The following is a 17,973-nucleotide window of genomic DNA, read 5'->3' on the forward strand; positions in this document are numbered from 1 at the left end:
GGCCTTCATGGACCTTTCAAGGTCCGCGGTGTAGCATCCCCGCCGATGAAAGCCATTCTTAATCGCGATTTCCTCGCACTCATCCTGAGCGTCGCGGTCGTCGGTCTCGGCACCGGCGCCACGCTGCCGCTCACCGCACTCGCACTGACCGAAGCAGGACACGGCACCAACGTCGTCGGCATGCTGACGGCCGCGCAGGCACTCGGCGGCCTCGCGATCGTCCCGTTCGTCACCGCGCTCGCGCGACACATCGGCTCGCGCCGCGCGATCGTCGTGTCGGTCGTGCTGCTCGCGGCCGCCACCGCGCTGATGCAGTTCACGTCGAACCTGATCCTGTGGGGCGCGCTGCGCGTGCTGTGCGGCGCGGCGCTGATGCTGCTGTTCACGATCGGCGAGGCATGGGTCAACCAGCTCGCCGACGATTCGACGCGCGGCCGCGTCGTCGCGATCTACGCGACCAACTTCACGCTGTTCCAGATGGCGGGCCCCGTGCTCGTGAGCCAGATCGCCGGGGCAACGAGCATCCGCTTCGCGCTGTGCGGCGCACTCTTCCTGCTCGCGCTGCCGACGCTCGCGACGATCCGGCGCGCACCGCTCGCCGGCGACGACGCGCATCACGAAGCGCACGGCCGCTGGCTCGACATCCTGCCGCGCATGCCCGCGCTGATCATCGGCACCGGCTTCTTCGCGCTGTTCGATACGCTCGCGCTGTCGCTGCTGCCGCTCTACGCGATGGATCACGGCGTCGCGAGCGCGACCGCCGTGCTGCTCGCGTCGATCATGCTGTTCGGCGATACCGCGATGCAGTTCCCGATCGGCTGGCTCGCGGACAAGCTCGGCCGCGAACGCGTGCACCTCGGCGCAGGCTGGATCGTGCTCGCCGGCCTGCCGCTGCTGCCGTTCGTGATCGCCGATCCGTGGCTGTGCTGGCCGTTGCTGTTCGTGCTCGGCGCCGCGGCCGGCAGCATCTACACGCTGTCGCTCGTCGCGTGCGGTGAACGTTTTCGCGGTGCGGCGCTCGTCACCGCGAGCTCGCTCGTGTCGGCGTCGTGGAGCGCCGCGAGCTTCGGCGGCCCGCTGGTCGCCGGCGCGTTGATGGAACAACTGGGCAGCAACGCGCTGGTCGGCGTGCTGGTCGTCTGCGTCGCGGCGTTCGTCACTGCCGCGCTGTGGGAGCGCCGAGTCGCGCCGCAGCGCGCGGTCTGACACTGGGGTGCGGACACACCGCAGCGCGCCGCCCGAACGACGACGGCACGAACACGCGCCGCCCGTCCACGAATACGCAGGTCACACTGCGAAAACGACGACGGCCCGCGCAAAGCGGGCCGTCGTGCTCACGTGTGCGCCACGTTGCGCGTTACGCCTTCGACGCCGACAGGATCTTGCCGACACACGCGCCGAAGCCGACCCGATAGCCGTCGCCCTGGCACCATCCGGCAAGCGTAAGCTCGTCGCCGTCTTCGATGAACGCGCGGCTGCCGCCACCGTTCAGCGTGACCGGCTCCTTGCCGTTCCACGTCAGTTCGAGCAGGCTGCCGAACGAATCCTTCGTCGGCCCGCTGATCGTGCCCGAACCCATCAGGTCGCCGACCCGCGTGTTGCAGCCCGCGACCGTGTGATGCGCGAGCTGCTGCGCCATCGTCCAGTACATATGCTTGAAGTTCGTGCGGCTGATCGACGTGGCTTCGGCCGCCCCTTCCTCACGTAGCGTCACTTCCAGCGCGATGTCGAACGCATGCTTGCCCGCGTGCTGCAGATACGCGAGCGGCTGCGGCGATTGCTCCGGTTGCGCGACGCGGAACGGTTCAAGCGCGTCGAGCGTGACGATCCACGGCGAGATCGTCGTCGCAAATCCCTTCGAATTGAACGGGCCGAGCGGCACGTATTCCCACTGCTGGATGTCGCGCGCGCTCCAGTCGTTCAGCAGCACCATTCCGAAGATATGCGCTTCGGCGTCCTCGCATGCGATCGGCTCGCCGAGCGCGTTGCCGCGGCCGACGATGAAACCCATCTCCAGTTCGATGTCGAGCTTGCGGCACGCGCCGAACACCGGACGCTCCTGGTCAGGCAGCTTCAATTGCCCGTTCGGGCGCCGCACCGGCGTGCCGCTCACGACCACCGACGACGCGCGGCCGTTGTAGCCGATCGGCATCTCCGACCAGTTCGGCAAGAGCGCATTCTTCGGATCACGGAACATCGAGCCGACGTTGGTCGCATGCTCCTTCGACGAATAGAAATCGGTGTAGCCGGGAATATCGACCGGCAGATGCAACGTCGCGTCGCGCTGTGCAACGAGCACTTGCGCACGCAGCGCCGCATCGTCGCGCAGCCGCGCGTCGTCGCGCGAGAACAGGTCCGACAGCTGCACGCGCACGCCGCGCCACGCATCGCGGCCCAGCGCGATGAACGCGTTGAGCGTCGGCGCGGCGAATACGTCGGCGCCGGCCGGCAGCGTCACGAGGCCCGCGCGCGCGAGCGCCGCGAGGTCGATGATCTGGTCGCCGAGCGCCACGCCCGCACGACGCAACGCTTGCTTCGCATCGCTGAAGATCCCGAACGGCAGGTTCTGGATCGGGAAATCGCAGGCGGGATCGTTCGCCGTCTCGACCCAGCTCTTGCGGGCCGGGTCGAGCGTCGCGCGCCAGTCTTGGGTGTCGCTCATTTTTGCTCCGGATTGAAATGTTTCTTGATGCCTTGCCAGCATTCGAAGTAATCGGCCTGCAGCTGCGCGGTGTCGAGCGCGTAGCGCGTCGGCCGGATCAGCGTGCGGGTTTCGAACATGAACGCCATCGTCGCGTCGACCTTGTGCGGCTTCGTCGTGTCGCTCGCCGATGCCTTCTCGAACGTGTCCGCGTCGGGCCCGTGGCCCGACATGCAGTTGTGCAGGCTCGCGCCGCCCGGTACGAAGCCCTCCGCCTTCGCGTCGTACGCGCCGTGCACGAGCCCCATGAATTCGCTCGCGACGTTGCGGTGGAACCAGGGCGGGCGGAACGTATCCTCGGCCGCGAGCCAGCGCGGCGGGAAGATCACGAAGTCGATCGTGTCGACGCCCGGCGTGTCGCTCTGCGACTGCAGCACCAGGAAGATCGACGGATCGGGATGGTCGTAGCTGATCGAGCCGATCGTATTGAACAGGCGCAGGTCGTACTTGTAAGGCGCGTAGTTGCCGTGCCACGCGACGACGTCGAGCGGCGAATGGCCGATGTCCGCGCGCCACAGCCGGCCGTTCAGCTTCGCGATCAGCTCGAACGCGCCTTCGCGGTCCTCGTACGCGGCATGCGGCGTCAGGAAGTCGCGCGGGTTCGCGAGACCGTTCGAACCGATCGGGCCGAGATCCGGCAGGCGCAGCTGGGCGCCGAAGTTCTCGCAGATGTAGCCGCGCGCATCGCCGTCCGGCAGCGTGACGGCAAAGCGCACGCCGCGCGGGATCACCGCGATCTCGAACGGCTCGACGTCGACCCGGCCGAATTCGGTCGCGATGAACAGGCGCCCCTGCTGCGGCACGATCAGCAGTTCGCCGTCCGCGCTGTAGAAGAAGCGGTCCTGCATCGAGCGGTTCGCCGCGTACAGGTGGATCGCGCAGCCGTTCATCGCGGCGGCCGAACCGTTACCGGCCATCGTCACGAGCCCGTCGACGAAATCGGTCGGCTCGACCGGCATCGGCAGCGGATCCCAGCGCAGCTGGTTCGGCGGGGTCGGCGGCACGTCGGCCGAGTCGCCGAACTCCGACACGAGCCGCTGCGCGCCCGCGTACGGCTCGAACGGCCGGTGCACGGCCGCCGGGCGGATACGGTACAGCCACGAGCGGCGGTTGTGGCCGCGCGGCGCGGTAAACGCCGTGCCCGACAGCTGCTCCGCATACAGCCCGTACGGCGCGCGCTGCGGCGAGTTGCGGCCGTGCGGCAACGCACCGGGCAATGCCTCGGTCGCGAATTCGTTCGCGAAACCGCTCTGGTAGCCGGCGTTCGCCGGTGTCGACAGGTCAAGCGTCATCGTTTTCCTTTCTCCCTCAATTCATGGCGGCGTTCGACGCCTGCACGCCGTTGCGCCGCGTCACGCCCGCCAGGCCGAGAACGAACAGCGCCGAGCACAGCACGGGCACCGCGGCCGCGTGGAACAGCGCACCGTTCGACCAGTTGAGCGCAATCAGTTGTCCGCCGACGAGCGGCCCGAGCACCGAGCCGATCCGGCCGATGCCGAGGCTCCAGCCGATGCCCGTCGAGCGCAGCGACGTCGGGTAATACTGGCCCGCGAGCGCGTTCACGGCCGGCTGCCCGCCGACCACGCAGAACCCGCCCGCGAACACCACCACCAGCAGCCACGGCAGCGCATGCGCAACCGAGCCGATCAGCCCCACCGACACGACCGCGCACGCGAAGCATGCGAAGAGCACGCGCACGAAGCCATAGCGTTCGATGAACCAGCCGAGCGACAGCGTGCCGATCACGCCGCCCGTCTGCAGCACCGTGCCGACGATCACGGCCGTGCCCGGCGAATAGCCGGCTTCACGCATCACGGTCGGCAGCCAGTTCGACAGGAAGTACAGATCGATCAGGTTCATGAAGCTGATCGCCCACAGCAGCAGCGTGACCGGCAGGCGGCCGTGGCGGAACAGCTCGGCGACCGGCGCGCCGGTCGCGGCGCGCTCGCGTACGACGAGCCGCGTATTCGCATCGATGCCGGCCTGCGGCGCGAATCGCGCGAGCCAGTCGCGCGCCTGCGCGACGCGTCCTTTCAGCACCAGGAACTGCAGCGACTCGGGCAGCCGCGCGACCATCGCGATCGTCAACACGAGCGGCACCGCGCCGCCGACGAAGAACACCGACCGCCAGCCGAGCGCCGGAATCAGCGCGGCGCTGATGAAGCCGCCGATCGCCGCGCCGAGCGTGAAGCCGCACGACACGATCATCATCCTCTTCACGCGATGCGCGGCCGGGCTGAACTCGCCGACCAGCGCCATCGCGTTCGGCATGATGCAGCCGAGACCGAGGCCCGTGACGAAGCGCAGCGCCATCAGCACCGGGATCGAACCCGCGAACGGCGTCGCGAGCATCGTTACCGCGAAGAACAGCGTCGAGCCGATCAGCACCGGGCGCCGCCCGATCCGGTCGGCCAGCACCGACAGGCCGAGCGCGCCCAGCAGCATCCCGAACAGGCTCGCGCTGAACACGGGCCCAAGCGCCTGCTTCGGCACGCCCCATTCGGCGATCACGCTCGGTGCGACGTAGCCCATCGCCTGCGCATCGAAGCCGTCGATCACGAGGCACAGTCCACATAACACGAGCAGCATCCAGTGGAAGCCCGGGCGATGGGTCTCGTCGATCACGCGCTCGACTTCGAGCACGCGCGCGTCGGCCGGCGCCGCGCTCATTGCGTCACCTCGGCGGCCGGATGCACGGGCGGCGTCACGCCCTGGCGCGCGAGCGCCATCGCTTCGCGCAGCACGTCGGCGTCACCGATCTGGTTCGCGAGCAACAGGATCAGCTTCGCGTTGACGAGCTGGCTGTCGGCGTCGGACAGATCGCGATGCATGTCGATCAGCGCTTCGTAGAACGCGTCCGGGTCAGTCAGGCGCGGGCGGGTGTCGAGTGGGGGCATGACGGAGTCTCCGGTGTCTTTATCGTTTTCAGCATGCGCAGGTCGCGCGCGCCAGCGCGTCGGCCAGCGCCTGACGGTCGAGCGTGCGCATCCGCGCGCAAACGTGCTGGTCGGGACGCAGCAGGTAGAACGTGCCGGGCTTTCCGTCGTAGCGCTGTGCAGCAAGGCCGTCGACGTCCTCCACGACGTCGACACCCGCGACCGGCTGCGCATGCCCGGCCGGAACGACGAGCACGGGCCGCACCGGCAGCGCGAGGCCGTCGAGCGCCTGCGCGAGCGCGGCCGCATCGCCCGGCAACCCGAACAGCACGCCGGTGAAGCCGCTGCCCAGATGCTGCAGCAGCCAGCCCGACGCGCCCTGCGTACGCACCGGCGCATCGGCCGCCGCCGCGCCCGGCCGCATCGTGCTCGCGAACGCATCGCCGTTGCGGTCCGGCGTGTTCAGCGGCGAATCGGCGAGCACCGCCGGCACCGACAGGCGGCCGCTGTTCACGAGCTTGCGCGCGAACTCGCAGTCGCGCGCAAGCTTCAGCGTCGCGTCGCGAAACACACGCGACACCGCGCTCTTCGGCGTGATGAAGTCGGTCGAGCGCGTCGAGTTGCGGATGTTCTCGTCGGCCGCGAATTCACGCTCGCTCGCATACGTATCGAGCAGGCTGTCGGCCGACCGGCCGTCGAGCACGAGCTTCAGCTTCCATGCGAGATTGTCGGCGTCCTGCACGCCGCTGTTCGCGCCGCGCGCGCCGAACGGCGACACGCCGTGCGCGGAATCGCCCGCGAACAGCACACGGCCGTGCCGGAACGACTCCATCCGCTGGCAGCGGAACGTATAGACGCTCACCCATTCGAGCTCGAACTCGACGTCCGGCCCGAGCAGCGCACGCACACGAGGAATCACGCGCTCCGGCTGCTTCTCGGCGACGGGGTCCGCATCCCAGCCGAGCTGGAAGTCGATGCGCCATACGTTGTCGGGCTGGCGATGCAGCAGCACCGACTGATTCGGGTGGAACGGCGGGTCGAACCAGAACCAGCGCTCGGTCGGAAACTCCGCCTTCATCTTCACGTCGGCGATCAGGAAGCGGTCCTTGAACGTGCGGCCGTGGCTTTCGAGGCCCATCATCGTGCGCATCGGGCTGCGCGAACCGTCGGCCGCGATCACGTACTGCGCGCGCAGCGTCGCGATGCCTTCCGGCGTCTCGATCGTCAGCACCGCATGTTCGGCCGACTGGTCGATGCCCGTGACCTTGTGCTTCCAGCGGATATCGATATTCGGCAGCTCGAACGCGCGATCGGCCAGGTAGCCTTCGACGTAGTACTGCTGCAGATTGATGAACGCGGGGCGCGCATGCCCTTCCTCGGGCAGCAGGTCGAACGCATAAAGCTGCTCGTCCTGCAGGAACACCTTGCCGACGTGCCAGCTCACACCCTTGTCGACGAAGCGCTCGCCGCAGCCAAGCCGGTCGAAGATCTCGAGCGTGCGCTTCGCGAAGCAAATCGCACGCGAGCCGGTCGACAGCGTGTCGTCGTCGTCGAGCAGCACGACGCTCACGCCCTGCTGCGCGAGGTCGATCGCGGCCGCGAGGCCCACCGGGCCCGCACCGACGACGATCACCGGGTGAACGGTCGTGTCCTGCGCACGCGGGCGGTATTCGAACTTCAGCGTCTGGTAATCGATGCTCATGGTCGCCATCCGCGCTTCAACCCTGCCGGGCGCGGGCCGATACGCCCGTCATCCCGCCCGTCGCCTGCCGGCGCGCCGCGCCGCTCTCCCGCGTGCCATTCCTGTCAACCGCCACGTCTCGCTCCTTGCTTCCTGTTGATTCGTGAACGGCGCCGTTTCGCGGCGCCCGCATGCCGCATTTCTTGATCGGCGACAAATCCTGGATTTACGAATAGTAAAACCAATTACGAATAGTGAAATCAACGTAAACCCTAGGCGAAGCGTCGAGGACGGGATAACCATATGAACGAAACGCCAAGCCGAGCTTGGCCGGCGCTGCTAATATCAAGGCTACGAGGCGGCCCGTTCGGCCGCCGTTTTTCCTTCTTACGCCGATGATTCCGCCCACCATTCCCGAGCTGGTCGCCCGTGCCGGGCAACTGCCGTATCTGCGGGATCACCTCACGCTCGCCGATGGCGGCACCGCAAGCGCGAACCTGCCCGAGCGCACGCTCGGCAGCGCCTACGAACCGATCTACGACGTGACGATGCCCGGTGCGCCGCAATCGACGTCGTTCGCCGACGCGATCGAGCGCTACGGCGACGAGCTCGGCTTCCAGGCCGTGACGGTCGTCACGGGCGCGCCGCACGATCCGGTCGACTCGGCCATCGACGACCAGACACTCGTCGCGATCGACCGCCTGTCGCGCGCGCTGCACGCGATCAACTTCTTCGGCGCGCAGCGTCACGGGCTGTTGTTCCTGCGTGTGCACGAACGGCTGCTGAAGAGCGTGAAGTACGACCACGGCAAGCATTTCTCGTCGGTGCTGCAGCGCTTCGGGCTGCCGACCGAGCGCATCGTGATCGAGCTGCCGGCAGTCGCGGTCGCGCACAAGACCTTCCTCGGCTACCTGACCCGCAGCTACCAGCATCACGGCTTCAAGGTCGCGGACAAGCTGCCCGACCCGGGCCGGATCCTCGCGGTCGAATCGGACATGGCGCGCCCGGACTACATCAAGATGGATGCGGGCATCGCGTTGCGCGACGGGATGGTCAAGGCGCTCGTCGCGTATGCGCAGCGCGTGCGGATTCCGCTGATCTTCGACGGCGTCGTCGACGAAACACAGTGCGAGCTGCTGCGGCAGTACGACGTGCGGTTCATGCAGGGGCCCGTGTTTGCGAAGGTCGTGACGGCCTGAGCCTCGGTGGATGACGGGCTCCGCACATACGGGGCGTCACGTGCCGAAAGTGGAATGCAGGTGATGTAACGAGGGATCGGGCCGCGTGGCTTGCCTCGTCGTCCGACGTCCGGCGGTATGGTGCCCGCCTCGTCAAAAGACCGGCTTCGCGGGAACGTGTGCGCCTCGTTTCCGGCACCGTCGATGTCGGCGCTTACCTACCGCTTACGCCCTTCCACCATCATCGTACTTGGGCAGATCGTCGTCGATCTCGATGCCCGGGAAGCGATCCCCATACCAGACATGCCAGGCCGGACGCAGCCGTGACGGGTCGTCGAGCGTCGCGTAATTGACCTCGACCGTCCCGGGAGCATCACTGAGCCGGTATTCGAGCTGCGCGCCGCAACGGCCGCAGAAGCGCCGCTCGCCCCACGCGCTCGACACATACACCGTCGGCTCGCCTTGCAGATATTCGAACGCGTCGATCGGCATCGATGCCGACGCGACGACCGCCGCGCCGGTCGTGCGCTGACAGAGCCGGCAGTGGCAAAAACCGGCATCGGCCGGAACATGGGTGATCCGGTACCGGATCGCGCCACATGCGCATCCGCCTTCCATCGATTCTGTGTGAGACATGGCAAGCCTCTTCGTCGGTGAGCTGGCGAACGATCATGCGCGCGGTTCGTCGGTGGCACAACCGGCCGCGGTGTCGCGCTCGTACGCTGCCGACCGTACCGGCGACGGCCCCCTGCCGTTCACGCCCCCTCGCTCAGGCCGTCTGCCCGAGCCGCTGCGCGAGCGCCTTCAACTTCGGCCCGACCTGCGTACGGAACACGTCCTCGTCCATCGACGATGCGGGGCCGCTGCAGCTCAGGATCAGCCAGCGCCCCTCGCGCGGCTCGCGAAACGGGACGGCCGCCGCGTTGACATCCATGTGCCACGCCCGGAACGAATAGCAACAGCCCCCCAACGAGAACTCGGCCACCGCCTGCTGCGCGGCGGCGACGAGCGCATCGGCGTCGGCCGCGCCGCCGGCCGCACGATGCAGCTCCGCATAAAGCGCGCGGCGCACGTCTTCCGGCTGCACGGCCAGGTACGCGCGCCCCATCGAGCTCGTCAGCATCGACAGCCGCGAACCGGGGGCAAGCCCGAGCGTCAGCGCCGTCTCGCTGCGGATCGTCTCCAGATAGATCATGTCGAGCCCGTCGCGGCAACCGAGCGACACGGCCGCGCCGATGTCGCGCGCGAGCGCCTGCATGTGCGGCCGCGCAAGGTCGATCGTGCCCGAGCCCGACAGCAGCGCGTAGCCGAGCGACAGCACACCGGCGTCGAGCGCATACTTTCCGAGCGTCTCGTCGTAACGCAGGTAGCCGAGCACGGTCAGCGTGTAGGCGAGCCGGTTCACCGTCGCCTTCGGCAGCCCGGTGCGCTCCGCGAAGTCGCGGTTGCCGAGCATCGTCTCCCCGGGCCGGAATGCGCGCAGCAGGTCGAGCCCGCGCGCGAGCGCGACGACGAACTTGCGTTCGTCGATCGTGGTTTCGTCGATGGTTGAAAGTGTCATCTGGTGCTACACTGGGTTCGATTTGCAAAACATTGTTCCGCACAGCGGAACTTCCGTCAAGCAAACTCTCAGGCAACAAACCCGGCTGAATCAGGGACCGACCGTAAAGCATGAGGTCCGGGGGAAGCGCTGAAGTGCTGACTCGGGTCGACCGCAAAGCATGGGACCCGAGCAAGCGCTGAAATGCTGACTCGGGTCGACCGCAAAGCATGGGACCCGAGTAAGCGCTGAAATGCTGACTCGGGTCGACCGCAAAGCATGGGACCCGAGCAAGCGCTGAAGTGCTAACTCGGGTCGACCGCAAAGCATGGGACCCGAGCAAGCGCTGAAGCGCTAACTCGGGTCGACAGGAGATGAGACGATGAGTGCTGCAACTTTTCATTGGGACGATCCGCTGCTGCTCGACCAGCAACTGACCGAAGAAGAGCGAATGGTGCGTGATGCCGCACAGGCATACGCGCAGGACAAGCTCGCACCGCGCGTCACCGAAGCGTTCCGCCACGAACGCACCGACGCCGAAATCTTCCGCGAGATGGGCGAAGTCGGCCTGCTCGGCCCGACGATTCCCGAGGAATACGGCGGCCCCGGCCTCAACTACGTGAGCTATGGCCTGATCGCCCGCGAGGTCGAGCGCGTCGACTCGGGCTACCGCTCGATGATGTCCGTGCAGTCGTCGCTCGTGATGGTCCCGATCCACGAATTCGGCTCCGACGCGCAGAAGCAGAAGTACCTGCCGAAACTCGCCACCGGCGAATGGATCGGCTGCTTCGGGCTGACCGAGCCGAACCACGGCTCCGATCCGGGCAGCATGGTCACCCGCGCGAAAAAGGTGCCCGGCGGCTACTCGCTGTCCGGTGCAAAGATGTGGATCACGAACTCGCCGATCGCCGACGTGTTCGTCGTATGGGCGAAGCTGGAAGAAAACGGCAAGGACGCGATCCGCGGCTTCATCCTCGAGAAAGGCTGGAAAGGCCTGTCGGCGCCCGCGATCCACGGCAAGGTCGGGCTGCGCGCATCGATCACCGGCGAGATCGTCCTCGACGAGGTGTTCGTGCCGGAAGAGAACCTGATGCCGAACGTAAGCGGCCTGCGCGGCCCGTTCACGTGCCTGAACTCGGCGCGCTACGGGATCGCATGGGGCGCGCTGGGCGCCGCCGAGTCGTGCTGGCACACCGCGCGCCAGTACGTGCTCGACCGCCAGCAGTTCGGCCGGCCGCTCGCCGCGAACCAGCTGATCCAGAAGAAGCTCGCCGACATGCAGACCGAAATCACGCTCGGCCTGCAAGGCGTGCTGCGCCTCGGCCGGATGAAGGATGAAGGCACGGCGGCCGTCGAGATCACGTCGATCATGAAACGCAACTCATGTGGCAAGGCCCTCGACATCGCCCGGCTCGCGCGCGACATGCTCGGCGGCAACGGTATCTCCGACGAATTCGGCGTCGCTCGCCACCTCGTGAACCTCGAAGTGGTCAACACGTATGAAGGCACGCACGACATCCACGCGCTGATCCTCGGCCGCGCGCAGACGGGCATCCAGGCATTCTTCTGATCATCCGGATACGGCGAGCGCGGCAGCCGCACCGTGTTCGCACAAAAGACACGGCCCGCCCGGCAGTCATGCCGGGCGGGCCGTGTTTCATCGGATCCGCGCACCGGGCCGCCGGCCCGGTATCGCGCTCATGTGCGGCCGATGCTTACTTGTTCGGCTGCGGCGTGAGGCGCAGATACGGACGCACCGCGTTGAAGCCCTTCGGGAAGCGCTTCTTCAGCTCTTCCGGATCCTGCAGCGACGGGACGATCACGACGTCGTCGCCATCCTTCCAGTTGCCGGGCGTCGCGACCTTGTAGTTGTCGGTCAGTTGCAGCGAGTCGATCACGCGCAGCACTTCGTCGAAGTTGCGCCCCGTGCTGGCCGGGTACGTGATGATGAGCCGCACCTTCTTGTTCGGGTCGATCACGAACAGCGAACGCACCGTCAGCGTTTCGTTCGCGTTCGGGTGGATCATGTCGTACAACTGCGAAACCTTGCGGTCCGAATCGGCGATGATCGGGAAACCGACGACCGTCGACTGCGTGTCGTTGATGTCGTTGATCCAGCCCTTGTGCGACTCGACACCGTCGACCGACAGCGCGATCACTTTTACATTGCGTTTCTCGAATTCGCCCTTCAGCTTCGAGGTCAGCCCGAGTTCGGTCGTGCACACCGGCGTGTAGTCGGCCGGATGGGAGAACAGGACACCCCAGCCGTCACCCAGCCATTCGTGAAACTTGATCGGGCCCAGGCTCGATTCCTGCTCGAAATCCGGTGCGATGTCGCCAAGACGCAGACTCATGATGTTCCCTCCTCGAACGATGCTGGTTGAAACCGCGCCCGGGTCGGCGCGGGAAAGTCTGTCAGCTTACGGGAAGCAATGGGGCGTGCGAACGATTATTCCGTTTGATATTCATACTTTTTTGTCATTTTTGCCTGGTGCCGGTGCCGGACAGGCGGTCGCGGGGAAACTTTTCACCCCGTTTGCCGCTCTGTTGATGATTACAAGTCGTTTACCATGCGGTCTTGCACTGCCGTTGTGTGTCTTCCCGGCTCGCCAGCAGGCAGGCGTTTCGCTACGATGTGAACCTGCAGCATGACAGCACGAAGGGAGTTGCAATGTCGGAAATCAACAAGGAGAAACTGATGTCGGATATCAAAACCGTTCTCTCGGACGCCGAAGACCTGCTCAAGCAAGCTGCGAGCAGCACGGGCGACCGTGCGGCCGAGCTGCGCGAGAAAGCCATGTCGCGCCTCAAGCAGGCCAAGGAAAAGGCAGCCGACGTCCAGGTCGTCGTGGTCGAGAAAGGCAAGAAGGCCGCTCGCGCGACCGACGATTACGTGCACGAGCATCCGTGGACGTCGATCGGCGTCGCCGCCGGCGTCGGCGTGCTGATCGGCCTGCTGATCAACCGCAAGTAACGCGCTCTGCGTTGTTTTGTCCCGTGGGCCGCGTCGCGCGGCTTGCGGGCGTCGAAGCCAGCCGGCGGTTTCCGCCGGCCGGCTTTGTCCTAGCTGCACACTGCACGCGCACGCACCTTACCCATGACGACAGACACCACCTCGCAGCCGTCCGGCCAAGGACCGCTGCGCCGCCTCGTCGGCTCCGCGATCGGCCTTCTGCAAACGCGCCTCGAACTGGTGGGCATCGAGCTTGCCGAGGAGAAGGAGCGCCTGATGGGCGTGCTGTTCCTCGGGCTCGCCGCGATGATGCTCGCCACGATGGCGCTCATCAGCCTGACCGTGCTCATCGCGATCGCGTTCTGGGATACCTACCGCTGGCAGTCGCTCGCGGCGATCACCGCGCTGTATGCCGCGAGCGGGATCGCATGCGCACTGAAGGCCCGCTCGGGCCTGCGCGCCGCGCCGACCGTATTCGAGGCGACGCTCGCCGAACTCGAGAAAGACCGCGAACTGTTCCGCGGCAAGCCGTGAACGCAGTCGCGCTCACCCCTCCCACCTACTTCGCCGACGCGCCATGAGCCAGAACGTCACGGGCAATTCACCCCGCTCCCATTCGTCGCGATCGAACTGGAGCGCGTCACAGCATCGCGCGCTCCGAAAGGAACTGCTGATCCTGCGATCCGAAGTCGAGCGGCTCGAACTCGCGGAAGCGGCCGGCGAAATGCGCCAGGCCGTCACGCGCTTCAGCTGGCTCAAGGTGTTCATCCCCGGCCTGTCCAGCAACAAGTTCAGCCAGTCCGCCAAGAACCTGAACGCGAGCCTCGGCCAACTCGTCAACCAGTATCCGATGCTGAGCTCGCTCGCATCGCTCGTGCTCGCCAAACCCGTTCGCTCGCTGCTGCGCGCGAGTGCGGGCCCCGCACTGAAGTGGGGTACCCTCGGTTTCGCGGCATGGGAGGTCTACCGGATCTGGAAGCAGTCCCGCGACGAGCGTGGTCTCGACACCCACGACGACTGACCGTCGTCGGCATCCTGCGCGCACGGCCAGGCGCCGTGACGCGCCTTTCCTCCGAGCTCAACGCACACCCCAGCAAGCCGCGACCTGTCCGTCGGCGCCGTCACTTTGCACGTTGCCTTTCGTGCCGTCCGAACGCAGCGTGAAGGCGCCGCACGCATCGTCGCGCATCGGTCCCGTGTCGAGCGGGATGGCCGCCAGGTCATAACTTACCGGCGAATCGTCGCGGTCCGGCCGCTTGAGCGCCAGTCGATAGACCGCGCGCCCGTCCGGCGGCGCTTGCGTGAGCGCCGTCGGCAATGCCGAGAGTGGCACACCGTCCAGTGTTTCGAGATATTGGGCCGCGCGGTACAACGCGGCGACCGCCGACGCGCGATGAACGCGCACGACATGCTCGCGATACGACGGGATGCCCCATCCGGCAAGCACCGAGACGATCGCGAGCACGATCATCAGCTCGATCAGCGTGAATCCCGCCGAGCGGTACACGAAAGCGCGACCGTTCATCGCAGCACCGTCGCGACGCGACGCCAGTGCAGGGCGACGATGTGTCCATCACGGATCGCGACCTGGTGCTGCAGCCAGACTGCGCTCGATGCATGCGCACCGACGCCACGCGCGGTGACGACGTAAGCGCGGCCGCCGGCTGGCCCCGCTCCGCGCCACGCTTCGATCAGGCATCGTGGCGGTTGAACGGCCATCGGCCATCCGGCGAATGGCGCGAACGCTTCGGCGCCTCCCAGCGCCGGCATGCGCCGCCACGCGTCGGGCTCCGCGTGCGACTCGCCTTCGCTCATGTACGGCGCCGTGCCCCGGCGCAATCGCCCGGTGCACGCTGCCAGCGCGGCGTCGGCTGCGTGGAATGCGACCAGCCGATCGGATAACGCGCGCGTGCGGCGCGATTCCGTCAGTGCGGCTTCGAACCACGTGCCGGTCAGCGCCGCCACCGCCGCGCCAACGGCGATCACCGCAGGCAATGCGAGGCCCGCGTCGCGACGCCAATCGCGGCTGGCTGACCGCAAGCGTATGTGTGGCGCTTGCTGGCTCGCTGTTTGGACTTTCGCACCTGCAGCCTGCCGCGGACCGTCACAACGTGTTTCGATTCGCTCATGCATGTTGCGTGTCGCGACGCACCGCGACTTCTCCCGCGTCTGCCGCGTTCCGCTCATCGCGGCACCTCGGGTTCATCCGTGACATCACGCGACGTATCGTCGAATGAGCGTGCAGCATTCCGCAACGCGACGATGCGATCGAGCGTCAGACGCCCGCGGCCGTCTTGCGCAACGACCGTGCGGCCGTCGCAGTCGACGTGCCGCACCGGCTCGCCCGTCGGTTCGCCGCGCGCCTGCACGCAGACATGTACGGCCACGACATCGCGCCAGTCGCCTCCGCGCAAGGCATCGGCATCGACGAACTGCGTGCCGCCGCGGCGAAGATAGCGCACCCGCAACCGATCGATTCCCGACACGACCGGCTGCGGCGTGCCCGGACGGCCGCTTCCTTCGCAATACAATTCAGGCTCGCCCGTCGAAGGGCTGGTGTGCACATCGAAGCGGTTCTCCACCGGCGCACGATCGCCGGACGCGCTGACGCCCTGCCCGAGGCAATCCGACACCTGGCCGCTCACGGTAAGCCACGTCGATACGGCATCGCCGACATACCGGATCAGCAACGCGTCCGACGCACCGCGCACGGGCTCGCACCGTACCTGCGCGCCCTCTCCCTTCACACGCGCCATCGAACAGCCGAACACCGGTGGCAACGACGACACGCCTTCCATATCGAGCGGCCGAAATCCAGCCATCTGGATCTGCTGGCCGATCAGCATCAGTGCTGTGCCGGCCGCATCGCGCATCCGGAACCCGTCATCCGAGCGCCGCTGTGCGACGCGCTGCGCGTGGTACAGCGCACCGGCCGCCGCGAGCACGAGCAGACCGACGGTCATCGCAATCAACACTTCAAGCAACGTATGCGCACGCATGCGGCGATCAGCGTTCATCGGTGCCCCCCCGATACGGAATCCGGACGCACGACGGCGGCTGCGCCGAGCTTCCCGCCGCTTCGCATCGCGGCCCGGTGCCCGCATTGCCGCCGCGCCAGCCGATAGTCGTGTAGCGAACGCCATCCGGCCCGTCACCGCGCGTCATCGTGCCGCCGGGCAGCGACGCCGCGGCCCGCGCCGCGAGGCCATCGTCGGCCTGCGCAGCGACGTGCAAGCGCTCGATACGCGCATCGGCCAGCCACAGCGCGCGCTCACGCCAGATCGTCGCGCGCTGCGCACGCGCCATCGCAAGCTGGCTGCCCGCTACTGCCAGCATCACGGTCGCGAGCAGCGCGACGGCCAGCATCGCTTCGATCAGCGACGTGCCGCGCATTGCGTTGCGCATGGCACTCATGCCGCGTCGCAACGGCCGGCGACAACCCGTGCCCGGCCCCCTGCCGCGATTCGTACGCAACGCGATGCATGCGCGTCGTCCGTCCCCGACACGTCGCGCCGCGGACGTAATTCGAAGCGCCGGATGCCACCGATTGCCTGACCGACCGGCGGCGCAAACGCAAGATCGTGTGCGGCACCCGCGACTGCCACTTCGGCATCGCGCGGATAGCGCCGCAGCACGCGCGACTGCCCGTCGACCTGCCCGCTGACGATCCAGTCACACGACCATTCAGCCGGATCGCACCGTTCACCCGCACGTAGACAGGTGCTACCACTACCGGCCCGGCACAGCGTGACGCGCACGCCGAGACGCGTCGCCTCGGTACGCGCAAACGACAGCGCACCGAGCAACATGCGCGAGCGTGCATCCACGCGTTCACGCATGCGCCATTGGTCGAACGCAGGCGCGGCATAAAACGCGAGCCCGGCCGCCAGCGAGATGGCGACCATCAGTTCGGCGAGCGTGAATCCGCCCGCGCGTCGCAATACATTTTTCAGGGGGTGAGCGTGCAGTCCCATCGCCGTCGTCCTTCTCCAAGGTGATGCCATGACTGTAGCGACACGTGCGGACACGCACCATTTGCCGAATGGCTGACTGGCGGCATGCGATCGCGACCGACACAATCGGCGCGAACTGACTCAACGGAGAAGACGATGAACGGACGCAGCGCGTCAGCGCTTACGCGGAGTCTTGGCGGGAGAGGCGCGACGGAACTCTTCGATCACGTCGGCAAATTCGGAAACGTCCTCGAACCGGCGATACACCGATGCGAAGCGGACATAAGCGATCGTATCGAGGCCGCGCAACTCGTTCATCACGAGTTCGCCGAGCTTCTCGCTACGCACTTCGCGCTCGCCTGTCGCGAGCAGTTGATATTCGATGCGGGCGACCGCCGCGTCGATCGCGTCGGCAGCAACCGGCCGCTTGCGCAGCGCGAGTTGCATGCTGGCAACGATCTTGCGACGGTCGAATTCCGTGCGGCTGCCGTCCTTCTTCACGACGAACGGCAGGGACAGCTCGACCCGCTCGTACGTCGTGAAACGCTTGTCGCAAGCCGAGCAGCGACGGCGCCGCCGGATCGCGGCGCCATCTTCGGACACGCGGGAATCCACGACCTGCGTGTCGTCATGCCGGCAGAACGGGCAGCGCATCGTCGATCAGCGATAGACCGGGAAACGCTTGGTCAGCTCGGCGACCTGCGCGCGCACGCGCTCGATCGTCGCTGCATCTTCCGGGTTGTCCAGCACGTCCGCGATCAGGTTGCCCACCTGCTCCGCTTCCGCCGGACCGAAGCCGCGCGTCGTCATTGCCGGCGAGCCGAGACGAATGCCGCTCGTCACGAACGGCTTTTCCGGATCGTTCGGGATCGCGTTCTTGTTCACCGTGATGTGCGCCGCGCCCAGCGCCGCTTCCGCTGCCTTTCCCGTGATGTTTTTCGCACGCAGGTCCACCAGCATCACGTGGCTTTCCGTGCGGCCCGACACGATCCGCAGGCCACGCTTCACCAGCGTCTCGGCCAGCACGCGTGCGTTCTCGACCACCTTCTCCTGGTACGCCTTGAACTCCGGCGACAGCGCTTCCTTGAACG

20 protein-coding genes and 1 pseudogene are annotated in these 17,973 nt (G+C 66.9%); 6 read left to right on the plus strand and 15 right to left on the minus strand.

From position 1 onward, the window contains the following. The first annotated feature begins 45 nt into the window (after window positions 1-45). Window positions 46-1,206 (plus strand): MFS transporter, encoded by a 1,161-nt coding sequence (locus C5O79_RS04490; RefSeq protein WP_046545027.1) that lies wholly within the window; start codon window positions 46-48, stop codon window positions 1,204-1,206. Window positions 1,207-1,357: 151 nt separating this feature from the next. Here the strand turns inward: C5O79_RS04490 and fahA are convergent, their stop codons facing one another. The 5 genes from fahA to C5O79_RS04515 are packed head-to-tail and all read right to left on the minus strand — an operon-like array spanning window position 1,358 to window position 7,288. Continuing rightward, window positions 1,358-2,662: a fumarylacetoacetase gene (fahA, locus tag C5O79_RS04495; RefSeq protein WP_122473601.1), complete on the minus strand. Its 1,305-nt coding sequence runs from the start codon at window positions 2,660-2,662 to the stop codon at window positions 1,358-1,360. Continuing rightward, window positions 2,659-3,993 carry a homogentisate 1,2-dioxygenase gene (gene hmgA, locus C5O79_RS04500; RefSeq protein WP_122473600.1) on the minus strand — a complete coding sequence of 445 codons (1,335 nt, stop codon included), beginning with the start codon at window positions 3,991-3,993 and terminating at the stop codon, window positions 2,659-2,661. The genes fahA and hmgA overlap by 4 nt, the downstream gene beginning before the upstream one ends. Window positions 3,994-4,009: 16 nt before the next feature. After that, window positions 4,010-5,371 (minus strand): MFS transporter, encoded by a 1,362-nt coding sequence (locus C5O79_RS04505; RefSeq protein ID WP_046545024.1) that lies wholly within the window; start codon window positions 5,369-5,371, stop codon window positions 4,010-4,012. Then, window positions 5,368-5,598, minus strand: a complete 231-nt coding sequence (locus C5O79_RS04510) for a DUF2783 domain-containing protein (RefSeq protein WP_046545023.1) — start codon at window positions 5,596-5,598, stop codon at window positions 5,368-5,370. The genes C5O79_RS04505 and C5O79_RS04510 overlap by 4 nt, the downstream gene beginning before the upstream one ends. 28 nt (window positions 5,599-5,626) lie before the next feature. Further along, entirely contained in the window at window positions 5,627-7,288 is a 1,662-nt protein-coding gene (locus tag C5O79_RS04515) for an FAD-dependent oxidoreductase (protein WP_122473599.1), read from the minus strand. Window positions 7,289-7,653: 365 nt separating this feature from the next. On the opposite strand from C5O79_RS04515, the gene C5O79_RS04525 reads away from it, so the two are divergent. After that, window positions 7,654-8,457 carry an EAL domain-containing protein gene (locus C5O79_RS04525; protein WP_046545021.1) on the plus strand — a complete coding sequence of 268 codons (804 nt, stop codon included), beginning with the start codon at window positions 7,654-7,656 and terminating at the stop codon, window positions 8,455-8,457. 204 nt (window positions 8,458-8,661) lie between these two features. Here C5O79_RS04525 and C5O79_RS04530 read toward each other — a convergent pair whose 3' ends face one another. Together C5O79_RS04530 and C5O79_RS04535 are read right to left on the minus strand one after the other, a co-directional pair. Continuing rightward, complete coding sequence (locus C5O79_RS04530; protein ID WP_122473598.1) at window positions 8,662-9,072, minus strand: GFA family protein; 411 nt, start codon at window positions 9,070-9,072, stop codon at window positions 8,662-8,664. Window positions 9,073-9,205: 133 nt separating this feature from the next. Beyond that, window positions 9,206-9,997 (minus strand): IclR family transcriptional regulator, encoded by a 792-nt coding sequence (locus C5O79_RS04535; protein ID WP_122473597.1) that lies wholly within the window; start codon window positions 9,995-9,997, stop codon window positions 9,206-9,208. A gap of 361 nt (window positions 9,998-10,358) precedes the next feature. On the opposite strand from C5O79_RS04535, the gene C5O79_RS04540 reads away from it, so the two are divergent. Beyond that, window positions 10,359-11,546, plus strand: coding sequence for an acyl-CoA dehydrogenase (locus C5O79_RS04540; RefSeq protein WP_046545018.1), 1,188 nt, complete (start codon window positions 10,359-10,361; stop codon window positions 11,544-11,546). Between the two features lie 145 nt (window positions 11,547-11,691). Here the strand turns inward: C5O79_RS04540 and C5O79_RS04545 are convergent, their stop codons facing one another. Next, window positions 11,692-12,330, minus strand: coding sequence for a peroxiredoxin (locus C5O79_RS04545; RefSeq protein ID WP_046545017.1), 639 nt, complete (start codon window positions 12,328-12,330; stop codon window positions 11,692-11,694). A gap of 317 nt (window positions 12,331-12,647) precedes the next feature. Between C5O79_RS04545 and C5O79_RS04555 the strand changes: the two genes are divergently transcribed. From C5O79_RS04555 to C5O79_RS04565, 3 genes are all read left to right on the plus strand, one after another. After that, window positions 12,648-12,950, plus strand: a complete 303-nt coding sequence (locus tag C5O79_RS04555) for a YqjD family protein (protein WP_006494044.1) — start codon at window positions 12,648-12,650, stop codon at window positions 12,948-12,950. 123 nt (window positions 12,951-13,073) lie between these two features. After that, window positions 13,074-13,463 carry a phage holin family protein gene (locus C5O79_RS04560; protein ID WP_046545016.1) on the plus strand — a complete coding sequence of 130 codons (390 nt, stop codon included), beginning with the start codon at window positions 13,074-13,076 and terminating at the stop codon, window positions 13,461-13,463. Window positions 13,464-13,506: 43 nt separating this feature from the next. Beyond that, window positions 13,507-13,950: a DUF3318 domain-containing protein gene (locus C5O79_RS04565; protein ID WP_046545015.1), complete on the plus strand. Its 444-nt coding sequence runs from the start codon at window positions 13,507-13,509 to the stop codon at window positions 13,948-13,950. A gap of 57 nt (window positions 13,951-14,007) precedes the next feature. Here C5O79_RS04565 and C5O79_RS04570 read toward each other — a convergent pair whose 3' ends face one another. From C5O79_RS04570 to glyA, 7 genes and pseudogenes are all read right to left on the minus strand, one after another. Next, on the minus strand, window positions 14,008-14,454 hold the full coding sequence (locus tag C5O79_RS04570) for a type IV pilin protein (protein WP_163008958.1): 447 nt from the start codon (window positions 14,452-14,454) through the stop codon (window positions 14,008-14,010). Then, window positions 14,451-14,912: a pilus assembly protein gene (locus tag C5O79_RS04575; protein WP_047851123.1), complete on the minus strand. Its 462-nt coding sequence runs from the start codon at window positions 14,910-14,912 to the stop codon at window positions 14,451-14,453. Before C5O79_RS04575 ends, C5O79_RS04570 begins: the two co-directional genes overlap by 4 nt. 200 nt (window positions 14,913-15,112) lie before the next feature. Beyond that, window positions 15,113-15,946, minus strand: coding sequence for a PilW family protein (locus C5O79_RS04580; protein ID WP_122473596.1), 834 nt, complete (start codon window positions 15,944-15,946; stop codon window positions 15,113-15,115). Continuing rightward, window positions 15,936-16,343 carry a hypothetical protein gene (locus tag C5O79_RS04585; RefSeq protein WP_122474502.1) on the minus strand — a complete coding sequence of 136 codons (408 nt, stop codon included), beginning with the start codon at window positions 16,341-16,343 and terminating at the stop codon, window positions 15,936-15,938. Before C5O79_RS04585 ends, C5O79_RS04580 begins: the two co-directional genes overlap by 11 nt. Next, the gene (locus C5O79_RS04590) at window positions 16,340-16,903 is read right to left on the minus strand and encodes a GspH/FimT family pseudopilin (RefSeq protein WP_122473595.1); all 564 of its coding nucleotides are present in this window, start codon (window positions 16,901-16,903) and stop codon (window positions 16,340-16,342) included. The genes C5O79_RS04585 and C5O79_RS04590 overlap by 4 nt, the downstream gene beginning before the upstream one ends. 153 nt (window positions 16,904-17,056) lie before the next feature. Continuing rightward, complete coding sequence (gene nrdR, locus C5O79_RS04595; protein ID WP_006476792.1) at window positions 17,057-17,536, minus strand: transcriptional regulator NrdR; 480 nt, start codon at window positions 17,534-17,536, stop codon at window positions 17,057-17,059. 6 nt (window positions 17,537-17,542) lie between these two features. After that, window positions 17,543-17,973: pseudogene (gene glyA, locus C5O79_RS04600) on the minus strand (serine hydroxymethyltransferase); the annotation flags it as partial.

This window comes from Burkholderia sp. SRS-25 (assembly GCF_004343765.1).
Classification (GTDB): domain Bacteria; phylum Pseudomonadota; class Gammaproteobacteria; order Burkholderiales; family Burkholderiaceae; genus Burkholderia; species Burkholderia contaminans.